General features: G+C 42.5%; 23 protein-coding genes. 5 read left to right on the top strand and 18 right to left on the bottom strand.

Features of this window, described 5'->3' with window-relative positions; all coding sequences use genetic code 11:
• Window positions 1-230 precede the first annotated feature (230 nt).
• Window positions 231-1,472: a Fe-Mn family superoxide dismutase gene (locus tag KJS58_RS18885; RefSeq protein WP_213534819.1), complete on the top strand. Its 1,242-nt coding sequence runs from the start codon at window positions 231-233 to the stop codon at window positions 1,470-1,472.
• A 107-nt stretch (window positions 1,473-1,579) separates the two neighbouring features.
• On the opposite strand, the gene KJS58_RS18890 is transcribed toward KJS58_RS18885, so the two are convergent.
• From KJS58_RS18890 to KJS58_RS18915, 6 genes are all read right to left on the bottom strand, one after another.
• Window positions 1,580-2,371, bottom strand: a complete 792-nt coding sequence (locus KJS58_RS18890; RefSeq protein ID WP_249717633.1) for a lipoate--protein ligase family protein — start codon at window positions 2,369-2,371, stop codon at window positions 1,580-1,582.
• A gap of 117 nt (window positions 2,372-2,488) precedes the next feature.
• Window positions 2,489-3,082: a GTP cyclohydrolase I FolE gene (gene folE / locus KJS58_RS18895; RefSeq protein WP_191800258.1), complete on the bottom strand. Its 594-nt coding sequence runs from the start codon at window positions 3,080-3,082 to the stop codon at window positions 2,489-2,491.
• 48 nt (window positions 3,083-3,130) lie between these two features.
• Window positions 3,131-3,394: a YneF family protein gene (locus KJS58_RS18900; protein WP_213534823.1), complete on the bottom strand. Its 264-nt coding sequence runs from the start codon at window positions 3,392-3,394 to the stop codon at window positions 3,131-3,133.
• 125 nt (window positions 3,395-3,519) lie between these two features.
• The gene (gene queG, locus KJS58_RS18905) at window positions 3,520-5,343 is read right to left on the bottom strand and encodes a tRNA epoxyqueuosine(34) reductase QueG (RefSeq protein ID WP_213534825.1); all 1,824 of its coding nucleotides are present in this window, start codon (window positions 5,341-5,343) and stop codon (window positions 3,520-3,522) included.
• A gap of 51 nt (window positions 5,344-5,394) precedes the next feature.
• Window positions 5,395-5,979, bottom strand: a complete 585-nt coding sequence (gene lepB / locus KJS58_RS18910) for a signal peptidase I (protein ID WP_213534827.1) — start codon at window positions 5,977-5,979, stop codon at window positions 5,395-5,397.
• A gap of 172 nt (window positions 5,980-6,151) precedes the next feature.
• Window positions 6,152-6,577 (bottom strand): GNAT family N-acetyltransferase, encoded by a 426-nt coding sequence (locus tag KJS58_RS18915; protein ID WP_191800250.1) that lies wholly within the window; start codon window positions 6,575-6,577, stop codon window positions 6,152-6,154.
• Between the two features lie 540 nt (window positions 6,578-7,117).
• Here KJS58_RS18915 and KJS58_RS18920 point away from each other — a divergent pair.
• Window positions 7,118-7,729, top strand: coding sequence for a superoxide dismutase (locus KJS58_RS18920; protein ID WP_213534829.1), 612 nt, complete (start codon window positions 7,118-7,120; stop codon window positions 7,727-7,729).
• Window positions 7,730-7,796: 67 nt separating this feature from the next.
• Here KJS58_RS18920 and KJS58_RS18925 read toward each other — a convergent pair whose 3' ends face one another.
• The 7 genes from KJS58_RS18925 to KJS58_RS18955 form a co-directional block, all read right to left on the bottom strand.
• Window positions 7,797-9,539 carry an ABC transporter ATP-binding protein gene (locus KJS58_RS18925; RefSeq protein WP_213534831.1) on the bottom strand — a complete coding sequence of 581 codons (1,743 nt, stop codon included), beginning with the start codon at window positions 9,537-9,539 and terminating at the stop codon, window positions 7,797-7,799.
• A 14-nt stretch (window positions 9,540-9,553) separates the two neighbouring features.
• Entirely contained in the window at window positions 9,554-9,955 is a 402-nt protein-coding gene (locus KJS58_RS18930) for a CopG family transcriptional regulator (protein WP_213534833.1), read from the bottom strand.
• 162 nt (window positions 9,956-10,117) lie between these two features.
• Window positions 10,118-11,263, bottom strand: a complete 1,146-nt coding sequence (gene mutY, locus KJS58_RS18935; protein WP_213534835.1) for an A/G-specific adenine glycosylase — start codon at window positions 11,261-11,263, stop codon at window positions 10,118-10,120.
• Window positions 11,264-11,311: 48 nt separating this feature from the next.
• The gene (acpS, locus tag KJS58_RS18940; protein ID WP_213534836.1) at window positions 11,312-11,719 is read right to left on the bottom strand and encodes a holo-ACP synthase; all 408 of its coding nucleotides are present in this window, start codon (window positions 11,717-11,719) and stop codon (window positions 11,312-11,314) included.
• 164 nt (window positions 11,720-11,883) lie between these two features.
• Window positions 11,884-12,693 (bottom strand): ammonia-dependent NAD(+) synthetase, encoded by an 810-nt coding sequence (nadE, locus tag KJS58_RS18945; protein ID WP_213534844.1) that lies wholly within the window; start codon window positions 12,691-12,693, stop codon window positions 11,884-11,886.
• Window positions 12,694-12,806: 113 nt separating this feature from the next.
• Window positions 12,807-13,241: a BrxA/BrxB family bacilliredoxin gene (locus tag KJS58_RS18950; RefSeq protein ID WP_213534846.1), complete on the bottom strand. Its 435-nt coding sequence runs from the start codon at window positions 13,239-13,241 to the stop codon at window positions 12,807-12,809.
• 462 nt (window positions 13,242-13,703) lie between these two features.
• On the bottom strand, window positions 13,704-15,395 hold the full coding sequence (locus tag KJS58_RS18955; protein ID WP_213534848.1) for a two-component system sensor histidine kinase NtrB: 1,692 nt from the start codon (window positions 15,393-15,395) through the stop codon (window positions 13,704-13,706).
• Window positions 15,396-15,674: 279 nt separating this feature from the next.
• Here KJS58_RS18955 and KJS58_RS18960 point away from each other — a divergent pair, with 279 nt between their 5' ends.
• Window positions 15,675-16,943: a BaiN/RdsA family NAD(P)/FAD-dependent oxidoreductase gene (locus KJS58_RS18960; protein ID WP_213534850.1), complete on the top strand. Its 1,269-nt coding sequence runs from the start codon at window positions 15,675-15,677 to the stop codon at window positions 16,941-16,943.
• A gap of 77 nt (window positions 16,944-17,020) precedes the next feature.
• Here the strand turns inward: KJS58_RS18960 and KJS58_RS18965 are convergent, their stop codons facing one another.
• The 3 genes from KJS58_RS18965 to KJS58_RS18975 form a co-directional block, all read right to left on the bottom strand.
• Window positions 17,021-17,428, bottom strand: a complete 408-nt coding sequence (locus tag KJS58_RS18965) for a hypothetical protein (RefSeq protein ID WP_213534851.1) — start codon at window positions 17,426-17,428, stop codon at window positions 17,021-17,023.
• A 166-nt stretch (window positions 17,429-17,594) separates the two neighbouring features.
• Complete coding sequence (locus tag KJS58_RS18970) at window positions 17,595-19,100, bottom strand: MDR family MFS transporter (RefSeq protein WP_213534853.1); 1,506 nt, start codon at window positions 19,098-19,100, stop codon at window positions 17,595-17,597.
• A 130-nt stretch (window positions 19,101-19,230) separates the two neighbouring features.
• Window positions 19,231-19,800 carry a GNAT family N-acetyltransferase gene (locus KJS58_RS18975; protein WP_213534855.1) on the bottom strand — a complete coding sequence of 190 codons (570 nt, stop codon included), beginning with the start codon at window positions 19,798-19,800 and terminating at the stop codon, window positions 19,231-19,233.
• Window positions 19,801-19,967: 167 nt separating this feature from the next.
• On the opposite strand from KJS58_RS18975, the gene KJS58_RS18980 reads away from it, so the two are divergent.
• Window positions 19,968-20,978 carry an alpha/beta hydrolase gene (locus KJS58_RS18980; RefSeq protein ID WP_213534857.1) on the top strand — a complete coding sequence of 337 codons (1,011 nt, stop codon included), beginning with the start codon at window positions 19,968-19,970 and terminating at the stop codon, window positions 20,976-20,978.
• A gap of 121 nt (window positions 20,979-21,099) precedes the next feature.
• Here the strand turns inward: KJS58_RS18980 and KJS58_RS18985 are convergent, their stop codons facing one another.
• Window positions 21,100-21,384, bottom strand: coding sequence for a hypothetical protein (locus KJS58_RS18985; RefSeq protein WP_213534859.1), 285 nt, complete (start codon window positions 21,382-21,384; stop codon window positions 21,100-21,102).
• Between the two features lie 205 nt (window positions 21,385-21,589).
• On the opposite strand from KJS58_RS18985, the gene KJS58_RS18990 reads away from it, so the two are divergent.
• A complete protein-coding gene (locus KJS58_RS18990; protein ID WP_213534861.1) occupies window positions 21,590-22,072 on the top strand; it encodes a GAF domain-containing protein in 483 nt (160 codons plus the stop codon).
• A gap of 68 nt (window positions 22,073-22,140) precedes the next feature.
• On the opposite strand, the gene KJS58_RS18995 is transcribed toward KJS58_RS18990, so the two are convergent.
• On the bottom strand, window positions 22,141-22,884 hold the full coding sequence (locus KJS58_RS18995; protein ID WP_213534862.1) for a MerR family transcriptional regulator: 744 nt from the start codon (window positions 22,882-22,884) through the stop codon (window positions 22,141-22,143).
• Window positions 22,885-23,025 lie beyond the last annotated feature (141 nt).

The raw sequence follows: 23,025 nt of genomic DNA on the forward strand, positions 1-23,025 counted from the left end.
TTCATTGAGATGGCACCTTAAACCAAGGTGCCTTTTTTGTGTATCCAAAAAAGCTCGCAGCATGTGCTTGTATCTATTAACCAGCTATCCCCCCCTTGCCTGTTTCGTATTCTTTGACAAGTCATCATAAACCAAGCCCCTCCAAGAATAGAGATAGAAGAGATAACGTCCCCGAGTAGATGCTGCGACTGAAAAAGAACATATCAATTATTTTAGGAGGTAACCCGTATATGGAGCTTGCGTATGGTCCCTATTTGCCACTGCGTGTTCTTGAAGAGATTGGTTCTTGGAAAGATGCAGAAAAGGAATACATTGCTATTATTCAGTCTATTGTACCGAATCTAGAATCCCCTTATGTAAAACTGCTTGATGAATGGAAATCTGTTTTTGAGAGAACAAGCTACACAGCGGACGACTGGAAGAAGAAAACGAAGGAAGTTGCTGAGCCTGCTAATGAATATATGCTCGGTCAGATGGATGTTCTGCTTCAGACTTGTTTCTCCCAGTCCAAAGAATTCCATCGGCAACTTGGTCATTTACTAAGCGGCAGTGAATCCGTAGCAAAGCATCCTTCCGCAAAAGTAATACTTGAATATATTCGAAATCAGTGTGAAAAAAGCATAAATCAGTTAAAACCTTTGGATCATCCCAATGCGGTTTCTAATCTAATTAACCAACATGCGAACGCTCATAAGCGAGACTACTGGGATGAAGAACCCTTCCCTTATCCCGAAGTAGTGGGATATGACCGACTTGGCGAAGAAGATTTCACTATTGCAACCACAGCTTCTTCTCAAGCAGATACGGATTCTAGTGTGTCACTTGAAGCAAGCACTCCAGAATCGCCTGTACCGATCGGGGGGCACAAACTCCCTCCTCTTCCTTACGCTTATAATGCACTTGAACCTTATATTGACGAGAAAACGATGCGTATCCATCATGATAAGCATCATAAAACCTATGTGGATGATCTGAACAAAGCAGAGAAGAAATTGCAAGAGGCCAGAAAAGATGGGGATTTTGAACTCGTAAAGCATTGGGAACGGGAGCTTGCGTTTAATGGAGCCGGTCATTATTTGCATACGATCTTTTGGAACATCATGAACCCGAAAGGGGGCGGCAAACCCACCGGCTCTCTCGGCGAGCAAATCCGCAAAGACTTTGGAAGTTATGAAGCTTTCAAGAAGCATTTTACAGAAGCAGCGAATAAAGTAGAGGGCGGGGGATGGGCTGTTCTTGTCTGGAGCCCTAGGTCACATCGTCTAGAAATTCTACAAGCGGAGAAACACCAGAATCTGTCTCAATACGATATCGTCCCATTGCTTCCTCTCGATCTGTGGGAACATGCTTATTACCTTAAACATCAGAATGAACGAAAAAGATACATCACGGACTGGTGGAATGTGGTTTACTGGCCAGAGGTATCCGAACGATTCATGGAAGCGCGTAAGCTGCGCTGGGCACCTTATTAATCTTCAGTAAAGTGTAATAGATGCCAATTACAATAAAATAATATGCCGCGAAAACAGCCTGTTCGCTTCTGCACAGGCTGTTTTTTTTACAATTCTATAATCACTTTCTAGTCCCGATCATATCTTTCTTTTAATGTGGTTACCATCTTTTCTACTTCTTCTCTGCTTACCTTAGGCTCGGTTTCAGATACATGTACAGCTTGCTTACGAAAAACTTGAATAAGCGAATTCATGTAAGCTTCAGCTGAAGGCACACCTGCCAGTTCACGGAGACCTCCCATCGTTCCTGCTACAACCTGCGGATAATGTTCTTCTTCATCTAAGGCAGCTGCGTCATAGAATTCACGTACTTCTGCTGCCAGCTCATCCCCATGATCCTCGACAATAATAAAAGCGGTAATGAGGTAGGCTTTCGCTAAACGACGCTGGGCTATACCGCAAAATTTACGACCAGCTATGCTTACATCATAATCTCCTGGGCAAAAGGCTCCCTCAATTTCCCCAGCCTTTGCCACAGCTCCCCAAGGCAGTAATGCCTCTTGTATGTAACTTACCATCTTCTTAAAATCTTCATGAATATTTATGACTCGATCTGTGTTTGGCATGATCAAAGATACATTAATCACCCCAGGTGTAAGTTTTACAGCAGCCCCTCCCGAAGGACGTACACAAGTACGGATTCCGCGCGACTCATAGCTCTGCAGTACATCTGATGCCCCTTTAAGCCTGCGGTCTCTAAGTCCGATCACCAGCGCATTCTCATGCCTCCATAGATGAGCAACCGGGGGATGCCCTTGTCCAACCTGCTTACAGAGCACTTCTTCCCATGCAAAAGCAGCAAGCACATCTTCTGAACTTCTCATGAGCGGAGATTCATAGATCTGTAGTTCCTCGAACATGTTATTCTGCTCCTTTCCTTCCATGTATATTTCATCTGTACACATACAAAAAAGCCTTGACCTATAAGGTCAAGGCTTTCGATCCGTACTTCATATGCCAAGGCCCGTCTAACGGTATTATCCTTTAAGCAAAGAAAGAAACTCAGCACGAGAAGCTGCATTCTCACGGAATGTACCGCGCGTTGCAGATGTAACCGTCATGCTGCCCGGTTTTTTGATGCCGCGAGCGCACATACATAAATGTTCACCTTCAACGACAACCATCACACCATTTGGCTTCAAAGCTTCATCCAAAATATCAGCAATTTGGGATGTGATACGTTCTTGCACCTGAAGACGGCGAGTTACTGCTTCTACCAATCTCGCAAGTTTGCTAAGACCGACAATTTGTCCACTTGGAACGTATCCGATATGAACTTTCCCGAAAAAGGGAGCCATATGGTGTTCGCATTGGCTGTAGAACACGATATCTTTGACGATAACAAGCTCTTCATGATTCTCATCAAAAGTTACACCCAGCACATCTTTTGGATCTACTTCGTAACCTGCAAAAATCTCTTCGTACATACGAGTAACGCGCGCTGGTGTCTCAAGCAAACCTTCACGGTTTGTATCTTCACCAATCAGCTTTAATATTTGTTCAACATGGTATTCAATCTGCTCGCGATTATCCGCAACAGAAGAATTCACGTAATCTTTAAGTCCAGCCATTTCGTATAACCTCCCCGCCGTCGCATTTTGGCAGGCAAATTGCAGCTGCTATCTTTTTCTGCCCTGATTTTTACGCATAGGCGGTTGCATTCTACCAGATCCATTACCGCCTTGCTGGGATTTCATCATCTGTTGAGCACGCTGCATCTGCTTGCTATTCAAATTGTAACCCATTTGCTTAGCCATTTTTTGTAAAGCCTCAGGATCATTTTGCATTTTCTCCATCTGTTTACGCAGATAGAAAGCTCCAATAAAGAATCCTCCGATCAAGCCCACAATTAGTGTAATAATGGGTATGATAATATCCCACATACTTCTACACCCCTATTTTTAACTAGATTTCCTATCGTGTTTAAAAACGGTTTACAAACGATATCATAGCATGTAGGATGGCTGCTAGCAAACGGAAATTGGTGTTTATCTTACCACTTTTCTATCTAATTCTGTTTCTCTATCGTCATAAGCTTCTCTTTTACAGACAAGCCGCCTGGATATATGATAACGCCACCTTCATTACCCGTTACACGATGATGTGGAATAATGATGGACAGCGGATTTTTCCCGATAGCGGCCACAACAGAACGCACTGCTTTGGGTCTGCCGATCGTCTCTGCTAAATCCAAACTTGATACACTTTGACCAAAAGGAATATCAGCCAGTGCTTTCCACACTTGAACTTCAAAAGGGGTTCCGTGCTGATCGAGCTTTAGTTCAAACGATTTACGTTTACCCTTTAGATACTCGTCCAGCTGCCACACTGCTTCCTTAAAAGGAGTTAGATCACGAACAAAATGATACTCTCCAATCCACGTTCTCGCCCATTGCTGCAGATGAGCTTCACGCACCGCATAATTACCAAAGTCCAGTCGTGCGAGGCCCTGTGGCGTTGCACATAATGTTAACTCTCCAAGGTCTGTCATCATCTCATGATAATAAATAGGCGTACCCGAATGGTTTGTAACCGTTGTTGGCTTCCAGGATACAGCCTGATCCGGAGTCTTACCTTCTATATGATCCGCCTCTGGGGCAGTTTCGTCATGTTGTTCACTAGAACTGCTGCTTAGTACAGCTTCACTATTGGTTTTTGCAGGAAGTTCAGCACCCAAACGTTCTCCCGCTTTTTGGATCATCGCCAGGACGGTCTCATGTTCTTCTCTTAAAGATGCCTTTGTTAGTGTGTTCATTACTTCGTCCCCTCCTATTTGGCCGAGTGCCCATGCGGCGGTTCCTCTCAGCTCAGGCCGCGGATCGCGCAGGAGCACTTCGCTCAATTTCGGTATAGCTGACTTATCTTTAAAATTCCCCAGTCCAATAACTGCATTACGCTGAATTGGTTTTTTACCTCGCCAAGCGGCAGAGGTGTGACCAAAACGTTCTTTGAATTCTTTATTGCTTAAATCAAGAATCGGTAACAATAACGGTTTTACAACCTCCGGGTCTGGCTCAAATTCAGGATGATGATTCCAGTTTTTTCCCTTGTTCTTAGGACATACAATCTGGCATGTATCACATCCATAAAGCCGATTCCCGATTTTTTTCATATATTCATCATCCAAAAATCCTTTGGTTTGTGTCAAGAAAGATATACATTTCTGAGCATTGAGCTGTCCCGGTCCAACCAAAGCGCCGGTAGGGCAGGCATCAATACATTTCGTGCATTCCCCGCAACCTTCCGTAACCGGTTCATCCGGTGTGAAAGGAATGTTCGTCACAAGCTCCCCAAGAAAAATCCAGGAACCGAGTGTAGGAGAAATGATGGCACAATTTTTGCCGCTAAATCCAATACCCGCTCGCTGGGAAACAGCACGGTCTACCAAAACTCCCGTATCAACCATGCTTTCAATGCGAGCTTCTGGTACTCTTTCCTTGATAAAATCCGAAAGTTTATCCATCGCTGCTCGAAGGACATGATGATAATCTTGTCCCCAAGATGAACGCGCCAAAATCCCTCTATATTTTCCCGGTTCTGACTTCGGTGGATCTTTCATCTTTGATGGATACGCAATGGCGATCGCAATCAGTGAAGCTGGTTTCGCATCATCTAAAGCAGGGTTGACCCGTTTCTCTATATCTCGCTCTTCGAACCCTGATTCATAACCTTTTGCCCGGTGCTCTTCTAAGATTGAACGTAATGAAACAAAAGGATCAGCGGCCGCAAACCCGATATCATCAATACCGAGTGACGGCGCTGCGGCAATAATTTCTTGCTTCAACCATTCGTAACGCCCATCTGGGCTCGGTACTGACTGTCCGCTAATCATACTCTCACCTCTAAGTTATATAATGTATGTTTCTGTCATACGTTGTATCGTTCAGAGTTTTTTCATACTCTCCTTAGGCCAAAAAATAAATTCAGCCTTTCCTACAATCTCATCTGCTATAACACTTCCGAATAAACGACTATCCTTACTCATCCCTGCATGGCGATTATCACCCATTACAAAGTAGTGATCCTCCTGGAGTTTGATCGGTCCAAAATCTGGATCTTCAATGATTGTATCCGTGTAAGACTCTTGTTGTGCTTCACCATTCACATATAATACATGATCCCGAATCTCAACGAGATCACCGGGAATCCCAATGACTCTCTTCACAAGAAACTCTTTACGGTCAGGTCCATTGCTTGGATCATGAAGCACAACCACATCTTGTCGCTGCGGCTGCTCAAACTCATATATGATCTTGTTTATAAATAGTCGATTTTGTTCGGTAAGAGTAGGCTGCATGGATTCACCCTTAACGATGGAAATGTTAAACACAAATAGGTTCAGAAGCAGCATAATGACTAAAGCGATGGCAATTGTTTTGAACCATTCCTTTAGCTCTCTTGTGATCGAAAAGCCCGAGGGAGATGGTTTCACCGGACGATCTTTTTTTTGCGGTACATGACGATTCATCCCTTAAGTCACCTCTATCATCTGTAGTGCCGTTTTTTATCTATATTCTATAAATGCCATATGAATAGAAAAGCATATCTCGGTTCCATTTGCAACGGAAGCCAAGATATGCCTGATATGATGAATATTAGTTCTATTTATTTGTGTCTATTATTTATGCCTGATTCTCTAGTTAGTTGTGGACCAGAATACTCAGATTCTGAAAAGCTTTCATAATCTGGTTGGCACCATATCCCATTGCCTCGTACAAAGGCATCGCTGCCTTGTTATGTTCATCACCTGCAACCCATACGCGGGTTACTTTGCGCTGCTGAAAACGTTTCTCCACAGCTTTAACCAAAGCTTTGCCCACTCCACGGCGTCTAGCATCTGGATGAATGGCAATACGATAAATATAACCTTGATTCTGATCGATAGTCCCAATTAATGCACCTACAAGTTCCCCGTCTTTCTCAGCAACCATGATTAGGTCCGAGTCCCAGGATAATTGTCTTGCAAAAGGCCCAATCGTGTTCTCGTAGCAATCTTCCGACAAAGCAACTTGCAGCAGCTCCGTCACGCGATTTGCGTCACTCAACTGAAAGGAACGAATGTTCATCTGTTAATCTCCCTTTTCGTTAACTTTAGTGAGGTTTTACAAAAAAGGCATCCCTTTTTACCCAAAACCCGATGATCACTTTTCTGTATGTATTTAGATACAATCAGAATATGTATTCAAATACAGGCAGAAAAACCGGCCAAGAGCCGGCTGGAACATCTGTCACGCCCATAAAGGCCAACTAGAAATGTTCAGGAAATATAATTACGACAAAAAACGAAAAGTATTTACTTCTTGGTCCATTAAACCACATTTTATTACAGAAAACACGCAATTTTTTTCTGAAAGCGCTTCATTTATAGCGTTTACATTTTTAGGCTTCCATTTCGGCCAACATCTGTTATCTGCGTTAGGTTATCTATCATATGATAATTTTACAATGTAAACTTCATGTAAATTATAAAGCCTTATATAACAACTTATTCAACAAAAATGTTGATTAAATACGCTGAATACGGTTTAATAGAAATGACGAGAGGTAATTCTTACATAGAGACTGTACCTTTCACTTAAAACTATTTTATTAGGAGGAATTTCATTATGGCATTCCAATTACCAGCACTTCCTTACGCAAACGACGCACTAGAACCACATATCGATGCTCAAACAATGGAAATCCACCACGATCGTCATCACAATACTTATGTAACTAACTTGAACGCAGCTTTGGAAAACGCTCCTGAACTTCAAGGTAAATCCCTTGAAGATCTGATCGCAAACCTTGACAGCGTACCTGAAAGCATCCGTACAGCGGTTCGTAACAACGGCGGCGGACATCATAACCACAGCCTGTTCTGGGAAATTATCGGACCTAACGGCGGCGGCGCTCCTACAGGTGCAATTGCAGCAGCGATTGACAGCGAGCTTGGCGGCTTTGATAAATTCAAAGAAGATTTCGCTAAAGCAGCAACAACTCGTTTCGGCAGCGGCTGGGCTTGGCTCGTTGTAGGTAAAGACGGCAAACTTGCAATTACAAGCACACCTAACCAAGACAGCCCTATTATGGAAGGACTGACTCCAGTTCTTGGTCTTGATGTTTGGGAACATGCTTACTACCTGAAATATCAAAACAAACGTCCTGATTACATTGCTTCCTTCTGGAATGTAATCAACTGGGATGAAGTAAATAAACGTTACGAAGCTGCGAAATAATTAATTTCCTAACTGTTCGAAACAGCCGCCTTGTTATAAACAAGGCGGCTGTTTTTATCAGGTTATGCTAAGCAATTGATTCTGCTTCGATGAGTTCATTATTTTGTCTGGTCCGATATAACTCATAATAATGACCACATAACTGCATCAAATCCTCATGAGTACCGGTCTCTACGATTCTTCCCTCATGAATAACAACGATTTTGTCGGCCTGCTGAATGGTAGACAAACGATGGGCTATTGCTACCGTTGTTCTTCCGTTCATAAGCTGCCGCAGCGCATCCTGTACCAAATGTTCCGATTCATTATCAAGTGAGGCTGTGGCTTCATCCAAAAGAAGAATGGGCGCATTCTTTAGAATCGCTCTAGCAATAGCAATCCGCTGACGTTGTCCTCCAGACAACTGGCTGCCTTTCTCCCCCACCTGCGTATCCAGTCCCTCAGGAAACTGCTCTATGAACAAATGAGCATTCGCATGTACTACTGCCTCCCTCATATCTTCCTCAGCAGCTTCCGGATTACCATATAAGATATTCTCACGAATGCTCCCTGTAAAAAGCTGAGGCTCTTGCGGTACAAGTGCATACAGGGCTCGTATTTCGTGTAAAGACATATCCGAATAGCTCACCCCATTCATACGAATGTCCCCTTGATCAGGACTATAAAAGCCGAGCAACAATCGGAACAACGTGCTTTTTCCACTGCCGCTTGCTCCTACTATTGCAGTGAACTTCCCATGTTCAATCTCTATACTGAAATGATCCAGCACCTTACGATCTGAATAGGCAAAATCGACTTGCTCAAGGGAAACACGAACTTCCTTCTCTCCATGGTTTCTCCTTGGTAACGATCCCCGTGTCTCCACTTCTTCTGGCTGCTCTTTAAGCACTTCCTGTATTCGGTCCGCCGCTCCTAGTGAAATCTGCAGTTCTCCCCAGGTAGAAGCAAATGTCGTGAATGGCATAATGACGTAGTTCATCAGCTGAACAAAAGCCATAAGACTTCCGATCGTAATTACATCGTCAGCTACAAGATAGGCTCCGTATGTTATGGCGAGGACAAAAGCCGAAAAACCGATCATATTCGATAAAGATTGCAAAATACTTGTGGTTGCGCCCAGCTTTATTTCCTGTTCTCTTACTGCTCTAGACTGGGTGCTGAATTTTTGATTAAAAATGGATTCCAGTCGAAATACTTTGAAAATTATACTCGCGCCTGCCACATCCTGCACAAAGGAGATCATGGTCCCCCACTTTTGCTGTGATACAGTTGATCTCTCCCGGATACTGCGCCCAAGCAGTACACCGCATAATAAAATAGTCGGTCCAATCAGCAAGGAGATTAATGCCAGCCGCCATTCAATGATGACGAGGTAGATAAAAGCACAGAGAGCCATAAGCGGATTTTTGATCAATTCAATAAGAGTATGACCGAGCGCACCGCCAATCGTCTTGTTGTCTGTCGTAATTCGGGACAGCAGGTCTCCTGAATGATGCTTGTCGTAGTAGGCTTGTGAAAGCCCTAGCATTTTACGAAAAGTCAGGGCACGGAGCTCATCCTGTACGTTTGCAGATACACGAGATTTTAAATATCCGTTCACATATTGATTAATACCCATGATGAGAATGAGTGCGATTCCGACGTACAGCAGAGGAAGAAATTTCGCCGTATTACGGGATACAGCCGTTTCTGTTAAGTTGCCAAAAAGCCATGCAATGGATAAATTCATCGTGATATCAATAACCGTTACTAGACCAAGCACCACATAGAAGTACCAATATTTGCGGATTAGACCTCTAAAAACAGCCACCTATACAGCTCCTTTTATCCTAAAGTTTGGATTTCCTTAATCACTTCTTTCACTTCTTTGCTTGCTTTTATTACTCCGAAATGCTGGATGTGCTTTACTGTGTCACGTACTAGTTCTACATCGACATCTTTAGCAAATACGAGTTGACCGATAAGACGAATCTCAATCTTTGTCTTTGACTCCCGTAACATTTCAAGATCGTGCCGATCATAAATCACCACACCGACTGCTGTTATTTTACGTGTTACATAATCCTGTATGTCCTTCCGATGCGCCTCAAGCTGATTCCGAATGGCTGTCCTGATAAAATCAGTCCGGTTTGAATAAAAGGCTTGATCTACCAACAAATCCATCTGACCTAAGTCTACAATCCCTACATTTACGGTCACTTTCTCGATTTTATCTTGATCATTCATCTCGGGGGAATTCCTCTTTTCCTAAATTTATACTCCGTGTGGAGTATGTATACCTTATTTTATAACATTTAATTCCATTATATTCAATCATTTTATTTTTTGAATATAAAAAGAAAAAGTCTGCTTCAACGAAGCAGACTTAGCGTAAGAAATATTTGTATTTTATAAGGCAAAATGTTCTTTAAGCAGTTTTAGGAATACATTCGGAAACGCCATGGTTTCCATATCGTTTGGCCCGATCCACTTATATACATATCCTTCGGTCTTATAAGTTTCGACCTGTTCTGCCACCATAGCAGGGCTTACCATGTGATCTGCTTGTTCACAGCGATACACTTGAAGATTCCAATGAATATGACTAAACGTATGTTCAGCAATCTTCCAGAACTCTTTCGGATTTATTGCGTAACCCTCTTCTAGTAGATGACCTTTCATCATGTCCATAGCTGGCTCATCCGGTACCTGTGAAGCAAGTCCGCCTGGCTCAGAAGCAAGTACATGCGGCAGCTCCCACATTCTAGCAAGCAGCCCGGTTTGCGGACGCTGACGAACGAGAATCTTACCTTCGTTTATTGATGTTCCTGTAACCAAGGCTGCAATACGCTGCTCTGGGCGAGGTGGTTTCGCTTTCTTCTTCACAGGCAAAGTATCTTCTCTGCCTTCGATCCGGCCTTTGCACATCTCCATCACAGGACAAGTCAGACAATGCGGTGATTTCGGTGTACATACAAGGGCGCCTAGTTCCATCAGCGCTTGATTAAAGTCACCTGCTCGTCCTTGCGGAATGAGCTCCGCTGCCAAAGTCTCCATTTTGACCCGAGTACTGCCTTTCATAATATCGTCTTCAATTAAGAAGTACCGCGACAATACCCGCATAACATTTCCATCCACGGCAGGCTCAGGCTGATTAAAAGCAATGCTGAGAATTGCACCCGCTGTATACGGACCTACTCCCTTGAGGTTAAAGACAGCATCCTTTTCATTAGGCACCTCTCCCCCATGGAGCTCAAGGACTTGCTTTGCTGCCGCTTGAAGGTTTCGTGCACGTGAATAATAACCAAGCCCTTCCCAGAGCTTCAGTACATCTTCCTCTGGCGCTTCGGCCAGATCCGTCAAAGTCGGAAAGCGAGTAATGAACCGTTCAAAATAAGGCTTAACGGTTTCTACCCTGGTTTGTTGAAGCATAATTTCAGATACCCAAATATAATAAGGGTTGCGATGGCGACGCCAAGGCAAATCCCGTTTATTCTGCATATACCAATTCAGCAGCTCAGTGCTGAAATATTGTTTTGCCATACGTTGATCCATTTCCTGTTTGTTCTCCCATCCTTGTTTCTACATCTATAGTAAGCTGCATTATTCTGCCGCTTTTTCTATTCGTTCTACGATCGCAAAAGCTGCGGCTACAGCGGGTTGATGTGAAATACTCAGATGAATAAGATACTCCTGTTCCCCGGTGAGATCAAGACGCTGCCAAGCATCCTCAGTTAATGAAACGATAGGTTTCCCCTTCTCATCAGGCAAAATTTCGAGATCTTGAAATCCAATCGTTTTTCCTATTCCGCAGCCAAATGCTTTTGTTATGGCTTCTTTAGCAGCAAAACGTCCCGAGACATAAGCCAGCTCATTTTTATTTCTTATAAAAAGAAGATCCTGCTCTTTTTTGGTCAGAAGCCTGTTAATAAAGGAAGTCCTTCGATCACTTTCTAAAATACGCCGAATTCGCTTCGTTTCCAGTACATCATTGCCGATTCCATAGATCATCTGAGATCACCACCCTTCTATATTAGGTCCAATCTATTGTAACAGTCTGACTCACGAGAATCTATGTTCTAGAGATGACAAAAACCCCCGTTTCCGGCATAAGCCAGAAATAACGGGGGCAACATATACGTAAGACACTCCGTATCGTAATTATTCGTAATGTATTAAATACCTGGAATCGCGTTACGTTTATGGCCAGTACGTCGATAAGCTGCTTCGAGCTTCTCTTTTGCTTCAGCAGGAATTTCTTTTCCTTCCAGATAGTCGCTGTTATCCTCATAGGAAATTCCGAGTTCATCCTCATCTGTTTGGCCTTCCCATAGTCCTGCTGTAGGTGCCTTATTAATAATTTCATCAGGTACACCAATATGAGCAGCAACCTGGCGAATCTGACGTTTATTCAGACTGGATAGCGGAGTGATGTCAACTGCACCATCTCCCCATTTTGTATAGAAGCCGGTAATCGCCTCTGACGCATGATCTGTACCCACAACGAGCAGATTCATTTCGAAAGATAATGCATATTGCATGACCATCCGTGTTCTAGCTTTTACATTTCCTTTGCCCTGCGGTGACATATGACGAGACATCCCCATATTTTTGAAACCATGCTCCACTTCAAGTGCGATTTCATTTACTGCTTCTTCAATATTCGTTTCCACTGTATATTTAAGGTCAAATGCTTTCGCTGTAGCATAACTATGTTCAATATCCGATTGTTCACCGTAAGGTTGAAATACGCCGAGCGTTTTGTATTCTTCCCCTGTTTCCTTCGTGAGTTCGTCAGTAGCTTGTTTACATAGTCCAGCTGCAACTGCACTATCAAGTCCGCCGCTAATCGCAATGAGAAGTCCCTTCGTATGTGATTGTTTTACATAGTCCTTCAGAAAATCCACACGTTTACGAACTTCTTCTTCCGGATTAATGCTTTTCTTCACTTTTAATTCAGCAATGATCTGTTCTTGTAAACTCATCATCCACACCTCGGTTTCTCCATGATATTTATAGGCAATAAGAAAAGAAAAAGCCAAAACGCCCCAAGCGCATTCGGGTTTTAACCGAAAACCTAGGGGCGTTATGTAACTGACTATTTGCAGTAACGATTAAAAGCGTCTGTCAGATCAGCTGCAATCTCTTCTGCAGAACGGTTTTCCACCTGATGACGTTCGATAAAGTGTACAAGTTCCCCATCCTTGAGCAGGGCTATAGAAGGAGATGATGGTGGGTACGGAGCAAAAAACTCACGCGCTTTTGCAGTTGCTTCCTTATCTTGACCTGCAAACACGGTGAATAAGTGATCCGGTTTCACCTCGTTTTCCAGTGCTTTAGCAACTCCTGGACGTGCCTGACCTGCTGCGCATCCGCATACAGAATTGACAACGACCAGTGTTGTTCCTTTTGCTTCTGGCAAATTCGCTTCTACTTCTTCAGCAGTGCGAAGTTCCTTTATACCAAGGTTTGTAAGTTCATCCCTCATTGGCTGAACCATATCTCTCATGTATTGATCAAAAGACATAGACATGTTTTATTCACTCCTTATGAATATCTGTATATTAGATTAATCACTGTAAAAATCGATGCTAACCTTATTATACATTCATAAGTTGTGAACGCAAGGGAGGATGAACGCTCATCAAACAGATGGATCCCCTTCATAGATACACAAGGATTTGAATCTTTTTGCAACCTAGGTTGCAGGGAAATTGTCACCTTGCAGCTTCTTGTCAGTTACTTGACCTTTAGAATGGCTCTTTTTGTTGGATTCCTTTTGAAGCTGTTGTTGTTTAGAATCATTTTTTGACACAGGGAATCCCTCCTCTCTTCGTCACAAAGTTATCTATTATGCTTAAGCCACACACCTAAAGCATGATGGCAAACTTATTATGACTCTGAATAAGGATTTTTATCCCCTCTTAACTTATGCCCCTAAGTTCTTATGTATTGATACACGAATCTGCCCTTGATTAAACAGGCCGCCATTTTATTAATTTTTAAAAATCACATGAAAAGTAGTGCCTATCCCTTCTTCGGATTCGATTCTGATGATTGCATTATGTCTTTCGGCGATGCCTTGGCATAAAGATAAACCAAGTCCCGTTCCTTCTGATTTGGTTGTAAAGAATGGTTCGAAGAGTTTATTTTGCGTTTCAAGGGGAATCCCTTGGCCGCTGTCACTTACACTGAGTCTCACATCACCCTCGTCCAATGCCGTACTAATGATCAGCGTTCCTTTATTCCCCATCGCTTCCATTCCGTTTCGTGCCAAGTTCAGTATCAGCTGCTTAATCTCCTTTGGATCAACAAATTTGCTTGGAATATCGTCATCTAATGTAACTTCTATGGTTTGACCTCTCATGTTCGCATCTGCGAGCAGTAAAGGGGTCAGCTCCTTAATGATATGATGGAGATGAACTTCTTCTTTTTCAGAAGCATGATTCTGAGCTAAAGAAAGAAAGTCATTAATAATACTGTTTGCACGATCTAATTCATCCATCACAATATGGTAATAATGATCAAGAGACCGGGGACTCTTCTCCCTAAGCAGCTGAAGAAATCCTCTGACTACAGCCATTGGATTACGCACCTCATGTGTAATACTGGCTGCCATTTGACCGACAACACCAAGCCTTTCTACATGGGCAAGCTCATTTCGAAGTTTCTCCAGTTCCGTTATATCCTGAAGAACCATTGATGATCCGATCATTCTTCCACTAATCGGGTTTTTAACGGGAGATATGGTAGTGAAATAGGTGTTAGTTCCTACTCTCAGGTACTCAGAGGTGATCTCACCGGTTTGGCTTGCACTCCGAATTCGCTCGGTTACACGCAGTCCATGTTCAATACCAATGATGGCTTCAATTCGCCTTCCAATCATTTCTTCAGGGGAATTCGGCATAAATTCCTTCGTCTTCATCTGAGTAAGCATTCGTGTATTGGCATTGACAATATTCCCTTCGATGTCAAATGCAACCACCGACACAGGTACGGTATTTAATAAATGTTCATTCATATCTAATTGATGACGATATTCTTTCCAGCGTATTTCAAGTTCAGCAGCAAAGCTGTGATACACCAAAATTTTTTCCATTAAATGAATAGCAGCTAGAAAGACAAGCAGTGAGGAAAAAATGTATAGCGATGAATAGAGCGCATATTCAATCTGTTCTGTCCGCTCTAAATTATTATATTTCCACAGAACAATTCCATAACAAGGAATCGTGTAAGCAAACCAAATCATCGTAAATATTTTCTTTTTACTGGATAGACTTGCTTTTTTAAAATATTTTACGAACAATAACATAATAGGATAAAGTAAAGCGCCTGATCCTAAAAAGATAGCGGGTTCTGTCCAATAATCGGAGATAAAAGAGAAGGCTAACATCGAGATGATAGAGACTAAAATCCCAATCGGATAGGATCCGTACAAGATGGATAAGGTGACAGGTATTAAACTTAAGTTCAGATATATCTTATCTAATAAGACAGATGAAAAAAGAAAACATAAACAAAGCGTAATAAGACAAGAGAGCAGTAAACTACGCTGGATCTGCACTGACGACGATACTTTTTTCATCTCCTGAAATTCGGTCCCGAGTCGCCCTAAAAACAGGAAAAATAAAAGCGGAGTTATACCAGCAAGCAGGACTTGCAACAAAATACCTTTGACCGCTAACATGGGCTGTTATTCCTCCTTCGCGCACCGTTACCGAAGCACATCCTTATGTAACCTGATTAAAACACAGCAGTCATTATTTTACAATATTTTCTGTGTGTAGATACGCAAGATTACCGATATTCATCAAGTTCTTTTCTCTTTATTTCAAAATAAACACAAATTACGACATCGTTTCGACTTCATGTCATGGTTCTGATACGATAGATAAGAGACCCACCCTGAGACCTATAACAGGGTTTTGAATTCGTAATAAGGTATAGAAAGAGGTTAATTCATACAATGAATGTAAATGTAATTGTGATTGGCGGAGGACCATCCGGTCTTATGGCTTCTGTTGCAGCGGCGGAACATGGGGCTTCCGTTCTTCTTATAGATAAAGGTAATAAACTTGGACGGAAACTTGGAATTTCCGGCGGTGGACGTTGTAACGTAACCAATGCCAAAGAACCAGACGAGCTGATCCGCCACATACCAGGAAATGGAAAGTTTTTGTATAGTGCTTTTCAACATATGGATAACAGAGGAATTATGCGGTTCTTTGAGGATTTGGGCATTGCTTTAAAAGAAGAAGACAACGGAAGAATGTTCCCGGTATCAGACCGGGCCAAGACGGTAGTGGATGCACTGATCGGCAAAGCAACCGCTCTCGGGGTAAAGATGTATACAGATACACCCGTGTCCGAAATTGTGTATGAGGATCAGAAGGTTGCTGGGGTGAAACTCGCATCTGGTAAGATGATTCATTCGGATGCGGTCATTGTCGCGACGGGAGGAAAATCAGTACCTCAAACCGGTTCTACTGGGGATGGATACCCATGGGCTGAAGCTGCGGGTCATACTATTACAGAGCTATATCCTACTGAGGTGCCTATTGTTTCAGGCGAGCGTTTTATTCAGTCCAAAGAACTGCAAGGCCTGTCTTTATCGGGCGTTGCCCTCTCGGTTCATGATGCAAAAGATAAAGCCATTATTCGTCATGAAGGAGATATGATATTTACTCATTTCGGCTTGTCAGGACCTGTAGCTCTACGATGCAGTCAGTTCATTCGCAAAGTACAGAAGAAAACAGGTTCACATCAGGTAACGATGAAGCTTGATCTCTATCCCTCGAAATCTCTTGGAGAAATGACGCAAGAACTAAAGCACAAACTTGAACAGGAACCGAAAAAAGCGATCAAAAACTCGCTGAAGGGAATCGTTCCCGAGCGGCTTATCCCCGTAATCCTGACAAAGGCAGAGATTGAAGAAGATACGACATATCACCACCTTCCTAAAGGCGCGCTTGAAACCCTTGCGAATTTAATAAAAGGTTTTCCTATTGTCGTAACAGGAACTCGTTCACTTGCCGAAGCGTTTGTGACGGGAGGCGGAGTAAACTTAAAAGAAATATACCCGAAAACAATGGAATCTAAGCTCATGCAAGGTCTTTATTTTTGCGGAGAAATTCTTGATATTCACGGCTACACCGGAGGATATAATATCACCGCTGCCTTCTCCACTGGATACACCGCAGGTAAACACGCTGCAGAACAAACTACTGGAGCATAAGCAGATATAAACGATCTATTAGAGCTATGCACATACAAAAAAGCGATCATTGCGGAATGATCGCTTTTTTTGTATAGTCACGCTTTTACACTACCCGAAAAGCCGCCGTAGGCTGCCCCAAAATCATCATGGTCCGTACTGTAATTACGTTCCTCTTCCAAGAAGTTATCTCCGAAAGGATTGTCGCTCCGTCCAGATAAATAAGCTTCATCTAAATCTTCATTAACCGTATGGGCCGGAATGGACAGGTATGCGAATTCGGTATCATCTTTAGCATCGAAACTTGGAGTAATCCCCTCTCGATTGCCGTTCTCATCCTGTATCTTTCCTTCAAATACTTCGATGATTTCAAGAGCTGTCGTAATGTCCTGTTGCTCTATTTTTACATCCATAAGACCTGATCCGAGCATTTCTGGTTTATATCCTAGCTCTAGTAACGTTTCAAACGCTCCGCGAGCTTTTGTCTGATCAGGAAACTGAATCATGATTGCAGGTTCCTCCACGTCGCTCATCCTCTCTTCATCATATCTAGAATTCAAGAATGCCTGTCACGCTGTTTCTTAGTATGCCGATGTTAGAGTCTATTTATGAAAGATGAAGAGAAAAATATCTTAGATAGATTATGGAGTTAAAGTACAGATAAATAATTCCTTACTGATCTTCGTCAGTAACAGGTTCAGGCGCTGCATTCCGCAGACCAGCAGTAACGAGAAAAGCAATAACGGAAATGATCATCATAATAACGAAAAGCGAATGTAAACTGAGTTCGAGCACATTTTGCAGCATCATCTTCAAATGATCTGGCATAGAAGCCGTACCATGCGGAGCAAGGATTTGATTGATATCCGCTTGTGTGATGCCTTGCTGGGCCAGATGATTCTCTTCAGAAAGAGCGGCAATTCGCACATTTAACCAAGTACCAAACGCAGCAGCTCCGATGGTTTGTCCTAACGTACGTGTAAAAGTATTCAACGCTGTAGAAGCTCCTCTTTGACGATGACCCACAGAAGACTGTGCAATAATCGTAAACACGGTAAAAGAAAATCCAAATCCAATACCATAGATGAAAGTATATACGTACATCACCCATTCTGGTGTGCTCGCTGCCACAAATAGTAAACCGACCGAACCGATTACAATAGCCGTAAGTCCAATCAATGTAGTTTTACGTGAGCCCAGCCGCACAAGAAGCCTGCCTGCAATGATCCCTCCGATTAACCATCCAATTGACATCGGTGCGAGCATTAAACCGGAAGAAGTCGCATTTCCTCCGCGCACTCCTTGTACCCACAGGGGAAGGTAACTCGAAAGACCAATAAGCAGAGCGCTGATGAGCATGCCAGAAATATTAGATAAGGTAATATCCCGAATACGGAATAGACTCAGTGGAACAAGCGGTTCCTCTGCTTTACTCTCGATATAAACAAATAAGATCAGAAAACTTATCGCACCAATGAGTAGAAGAATAATAAACGGTGAGGTCCATGCGTAAGACTGACCGCCGAGCGTGAGCACAATCAATAACGAAGTAATCCCAATAATAAAGGTAGCCGCACCAGCAAAGTCGATTTTTGTATTTCGTTTTACTACTTCTTCTTTAAAGTACTTCGCAACAAACCACATCGCTAGAAGACCAAAGGGAATATTAAATCCAAATATCCACTGCCAGCCGAGGTAATCAACAAAATAACCGCCGATTAATGGTCCGACTAACGAAGAAATTCCCCATACCGAACTAATCAATCCCTGCACCTTGCCGCGTTCTTCAATACTGTAAATGTCGCCGATAATCGTAAACGTCACAGGAACTACAGCCCCGGCTCCAATCCCCTGAATGGCACGAAAAGCAATCATACTTTCCATATTTACAGCAAAACAACATAAGATACTTCCTAATAAAAACAAAGCTACACCGATTAGAAACACAGGTTTTCTGCCATATAAATCGCTAATTTTACCAAAGATCGGGGTGCTGACCGCCATCGTCAGTAAGTAGGACGTAAAGATCCAGCTTAGCAGCGAAACATCGCCAAGGTCACTCACGATGGTCGGTCCTGCAGGTCCAATCACAGTCCCTTCAATTGCAGACAAAAATGTGGCCAGCAGCACACCGATTAAGATGAGGCCACGGCCATTTATTTTACTTGTATTCGTCATGAAAATTAATACCTTCTTTCCTTTGTTTGCTCTTCACGCAAACCTATTCCATATTACCATTCCCTTACTTCCCATGGAAGAAAGCAGCTTCATTTATTCACCGGAAATAATTTGAAGTGTTTTTGGTATTTTATTTTCTCAAGTACTTCCATTCTTCAAACAAAAGGGAGTGCATCTGCATATCCTTATAACCTGTAGATGTATATTGCAGCTGTCGAAGAATCCCTTCACAGGTAAATGACAGGGATGAAAGCAGCTTGGCAGAAGCATCATTACGAGGATCAACTAAAGCCTCTATACGGTTTAATTCCATTGTAGTAAACCCGAAATTCAACACTTTGGTTACCGCTTCTGTCATGAATCCTTGCCGCCAGTGCGAAGAAGCCAGTTCATATCCAATCTCGCCACGGAAAGCACCTTCAAGCTGCCAATTGTTAAATCCGCAGCTGCCAATAATTTTACCACTGCTCTTTTCAATAATAGCAAAGCGGAAACCTTCCTCATTCTGCGAGCACTCATCGAGGAGTTCAATCATTTCCTCAGCATCCTCTTTGCTGTGCATGGACTCAATATTCATATATTTTGTGACGGCTGGATCAGACCATACCTGGAAAATCGCTGCGCTATCCTGCTTCTGCAGCTTTCTCAGCCACAATCGTTCTGTATGTAATTCAGGGAGGTGTCCTGAGCATCTATACATGTTAATTCCTCCTATTCATCCTTTCTGAAGTAAAACGGCTTGTTGCTCTAGTCATCTAATCACAGGAAGAAAAAGAAGACAAGTGGTTAATCATAGGTACCGGGATATCAGACATAAATCAAGGGGTATACTACGGTCAGTATCCATGGAAGGAGGAACGACCCACGATGTATCAAATTGCTTTCATTTTACTTTCCTTCTTACTCTTAGTTGAAGGACTTCTTACGTATACTTTTAGAAAAATGATACGTATGAAGGTACGAAGTGAAGATTATTTGTTCTCCATGCTTGAAAAGGCAGGTGTCTATCACCGCTCTGCCTATGATGAACTGGCTAAAGAAGATGTATGGATTAAAAGCCAAGATGGTCTTAAGCTCCATGGCGTCATAGTCGAACCCAACCCTTCTTCCCATCGCTGGATTATTATAGTGCACGGTTACACCGCTTCTCACTCCATATCAACGCAGTACATTACGATGTTCTCCGAGCTCGGGTTTAATTTACTGCTCGTTGATCAGCGGAGACATGGAAAAAGTGAAGGCATCTATACAACGTTTGGATACAAAGAGAAGTATGATGTAGCAGCTTGGGTGGATTTTTTATACGAACGCGTTGGTCAGGACTGCCTCATCGGTCTGCATGGACAATCTTTAGGCGGCGGTACGGTTCTCGAATATCTGTCCATTGCAAACCCCTGTGTAAAATTTGTGATTGCCGATTGTCCTTACTCCGATCTGACTGAACTTATGAAGTATCAGATTAAACGAGTGAAACTTCAAGCTTTTCCCTGGTTTTATTCGATCATGCATCGACGTGTACTAAAAAGAGCCGGTTTTCGGATAGAACAGGTATCGCCGCTGCGCGCTGTAGAAGAAAGTGAGCTCCCTGTCATGTTTATTCACGGCATAGAGGATCGATTTGTTCCTACCTATATGAGCGAAGATTTATTCACCCATAAAATCGGATACAAACGTATATTATTAGTGGAAAAAGCAGAGCACGCTAATGCTTATATGACCAATCCATCCTTATACCGTACGGAAGTTATGCATTTTGTTAATGAGATTTTGTATAGAGAAGAAAATCTCGTATGTAAAGAAATAACCCATAACGCTCATCCCGCTTATTCTTCCGAATCAGCCAAGGGAGTAGATCCACTTACTCCACTAGAAGCTTAGTACGTCCTTGCATCGTCCTTTTTAATTCATGAATCAAAAAAAGAAAAAGCGCGTGAGCCCCTTTATCCATAGAGGTGCACGCGCTTTTTCTTTTTCTTATCATATGATGGATGGGAACGAACTAGACAGTTTCTGTTTCAACAACCTCTGCCGTGACCGATCCAAGCAGGGTACGAACTTCTTTAAATTCTGCAATTCCTGCTCCTGTGATACTAAATTTATCATCGTGAGAAGTCAGGAAATTTTCTTGTGTAAGTCTCTCCAGCTCTTGTTTCACTTCACGCTCACCTACTCTGTAACCTTGTGTTTCAAGTTTGGTGAGTACGCCAGTTACCGTCAAATCTTCACTTTGAGCCATGTGAAGCATGTGGATCCGGATAAATAAATTTTGTGTATCTGCAAGCATATAATAACTCCTCTCTGTGATTAAAATAGCCTACCAACATAGAATGATATCCATTGTATATTTTATAAAACTTCCTTCGTTTACTTCATCATTACCCTTGCTTACGTGAGATCAATCACATACAATTAATTAGATATAATAATGATTTTTGCTCATTATACACATGTGAAACATAATACTAGCGACTTCTGGAAGGGGATTACACATGTCATTTCAAACCACTGCCTACGAAGGAACACGGGAGGAACAATACAATACCGTCCTCAGTCAGTTAAAAGGCTTAATCTATGATGAACCTAATGCAATAGCCAATATGGCAAACGCTTCTGCTTTGCTTAATGTATTTTTAACAGATATCAACTGGGTTGGATTTTATATTTATGATGGTAAGGAACTCGTTTTGGGGCCTTTCCAAGGTCTTCCTGCTTGTATTCGTATTGGTATAGGAAGAGGCGTATGCGGAACTTCCGCTGAGCAGCTCCGCACGATACGGGTGGAGAACGTGAATGAATTCCCTGGACATATCGCTTGTGATGAAGCAACCAAAAGTGAAATTGTCGTTCCTATTGTGAAAAATGGAGAATTGTTCGGTGTACTGGATATAGACAGCCCCCATTTATCCCGTTTTGACCAAGCAGATCAGGAATTTTTGGAACAGTTCGTGGAAATTTTATCAGCACAGCTATAAGATAAATAGAGCGTTAAAAAAAGGCACCTCGAGATTGTTCTCAAGGTGCCTTTTTTATAGAATCACACTCACTCCAGTTCCCGATCTGCTAACACGAGCATACTGTCGCGCATATACTCTGCCATTCCCGGATGGTAACGATTATATATCTCCCTATACTGTATCTTTTCCACGTAAAGATCTGCCAGGCCTTTATATATCGTTGCCGTCGGAGTATAAAATTGTTTAACCCAATCTAAATGCATTCGTACCGTTCTTTGTACTTCCTCACTTGCAGGTGTCAGTCCCCTCTCCATCGCCTGTTGGAGCTGTTCATTAATCATATCCAGCGTCTCCTGGGATGATAAATATTCTTGCTGCACCAGAGTAGTAGAGTTACTTAACTCCATCTCAATTTCTCTTGAGGAGCGGTTTGGCACCTTTTTTTCACTTCGTTTCTCCTCGCTGAAACCTCTAAATAAATGATCAGGTTCGACCTCCTTATGGAGTTCTAAAGACTCAATCGTTTCATCTACAGACTGAATTAACGTATGAATTCGAGAAGATTCCCTGAGTAAATGTAGACGATGATCATGCAATCTACCCAGTAGTTCCTTCGGTTCCGATTGCATTCGTTCTTTAATTTGATTAACGGACAAAGACCGTTCCCGGTATAACATAATCTGCTGAAGCGCAAGCAAGCTATCATATCCATATATCGGTGAATGATCTAAGTCCCCGTGTGATTCGAGTAAACCTTCTTCCTCATAGGAAGTTAACGTCTCTTGATCCACTCCTGTAAAAGAGGAAAGATCATCTAATGTATACTGCAACGCTCACACCCCCTTCCTGCTGTTTTTGATTTGTAATGATTGTTTATTCTCGGTGATTTTCTATGGGATTAAGTACATTTGAACGTACGAACTTCTCATTTTACTATATATGGTTAGTTACCCATTCTGCTCAAAATGAAC

It is taken from the genome of Paenibacillus sp. J45TS6 (assembly GCF_018403285.1).
Lineage (GTDB): Bacteria > Bacillota > Bacilli > Paenibacillales > Paenibacillaceae > Paenibacillus.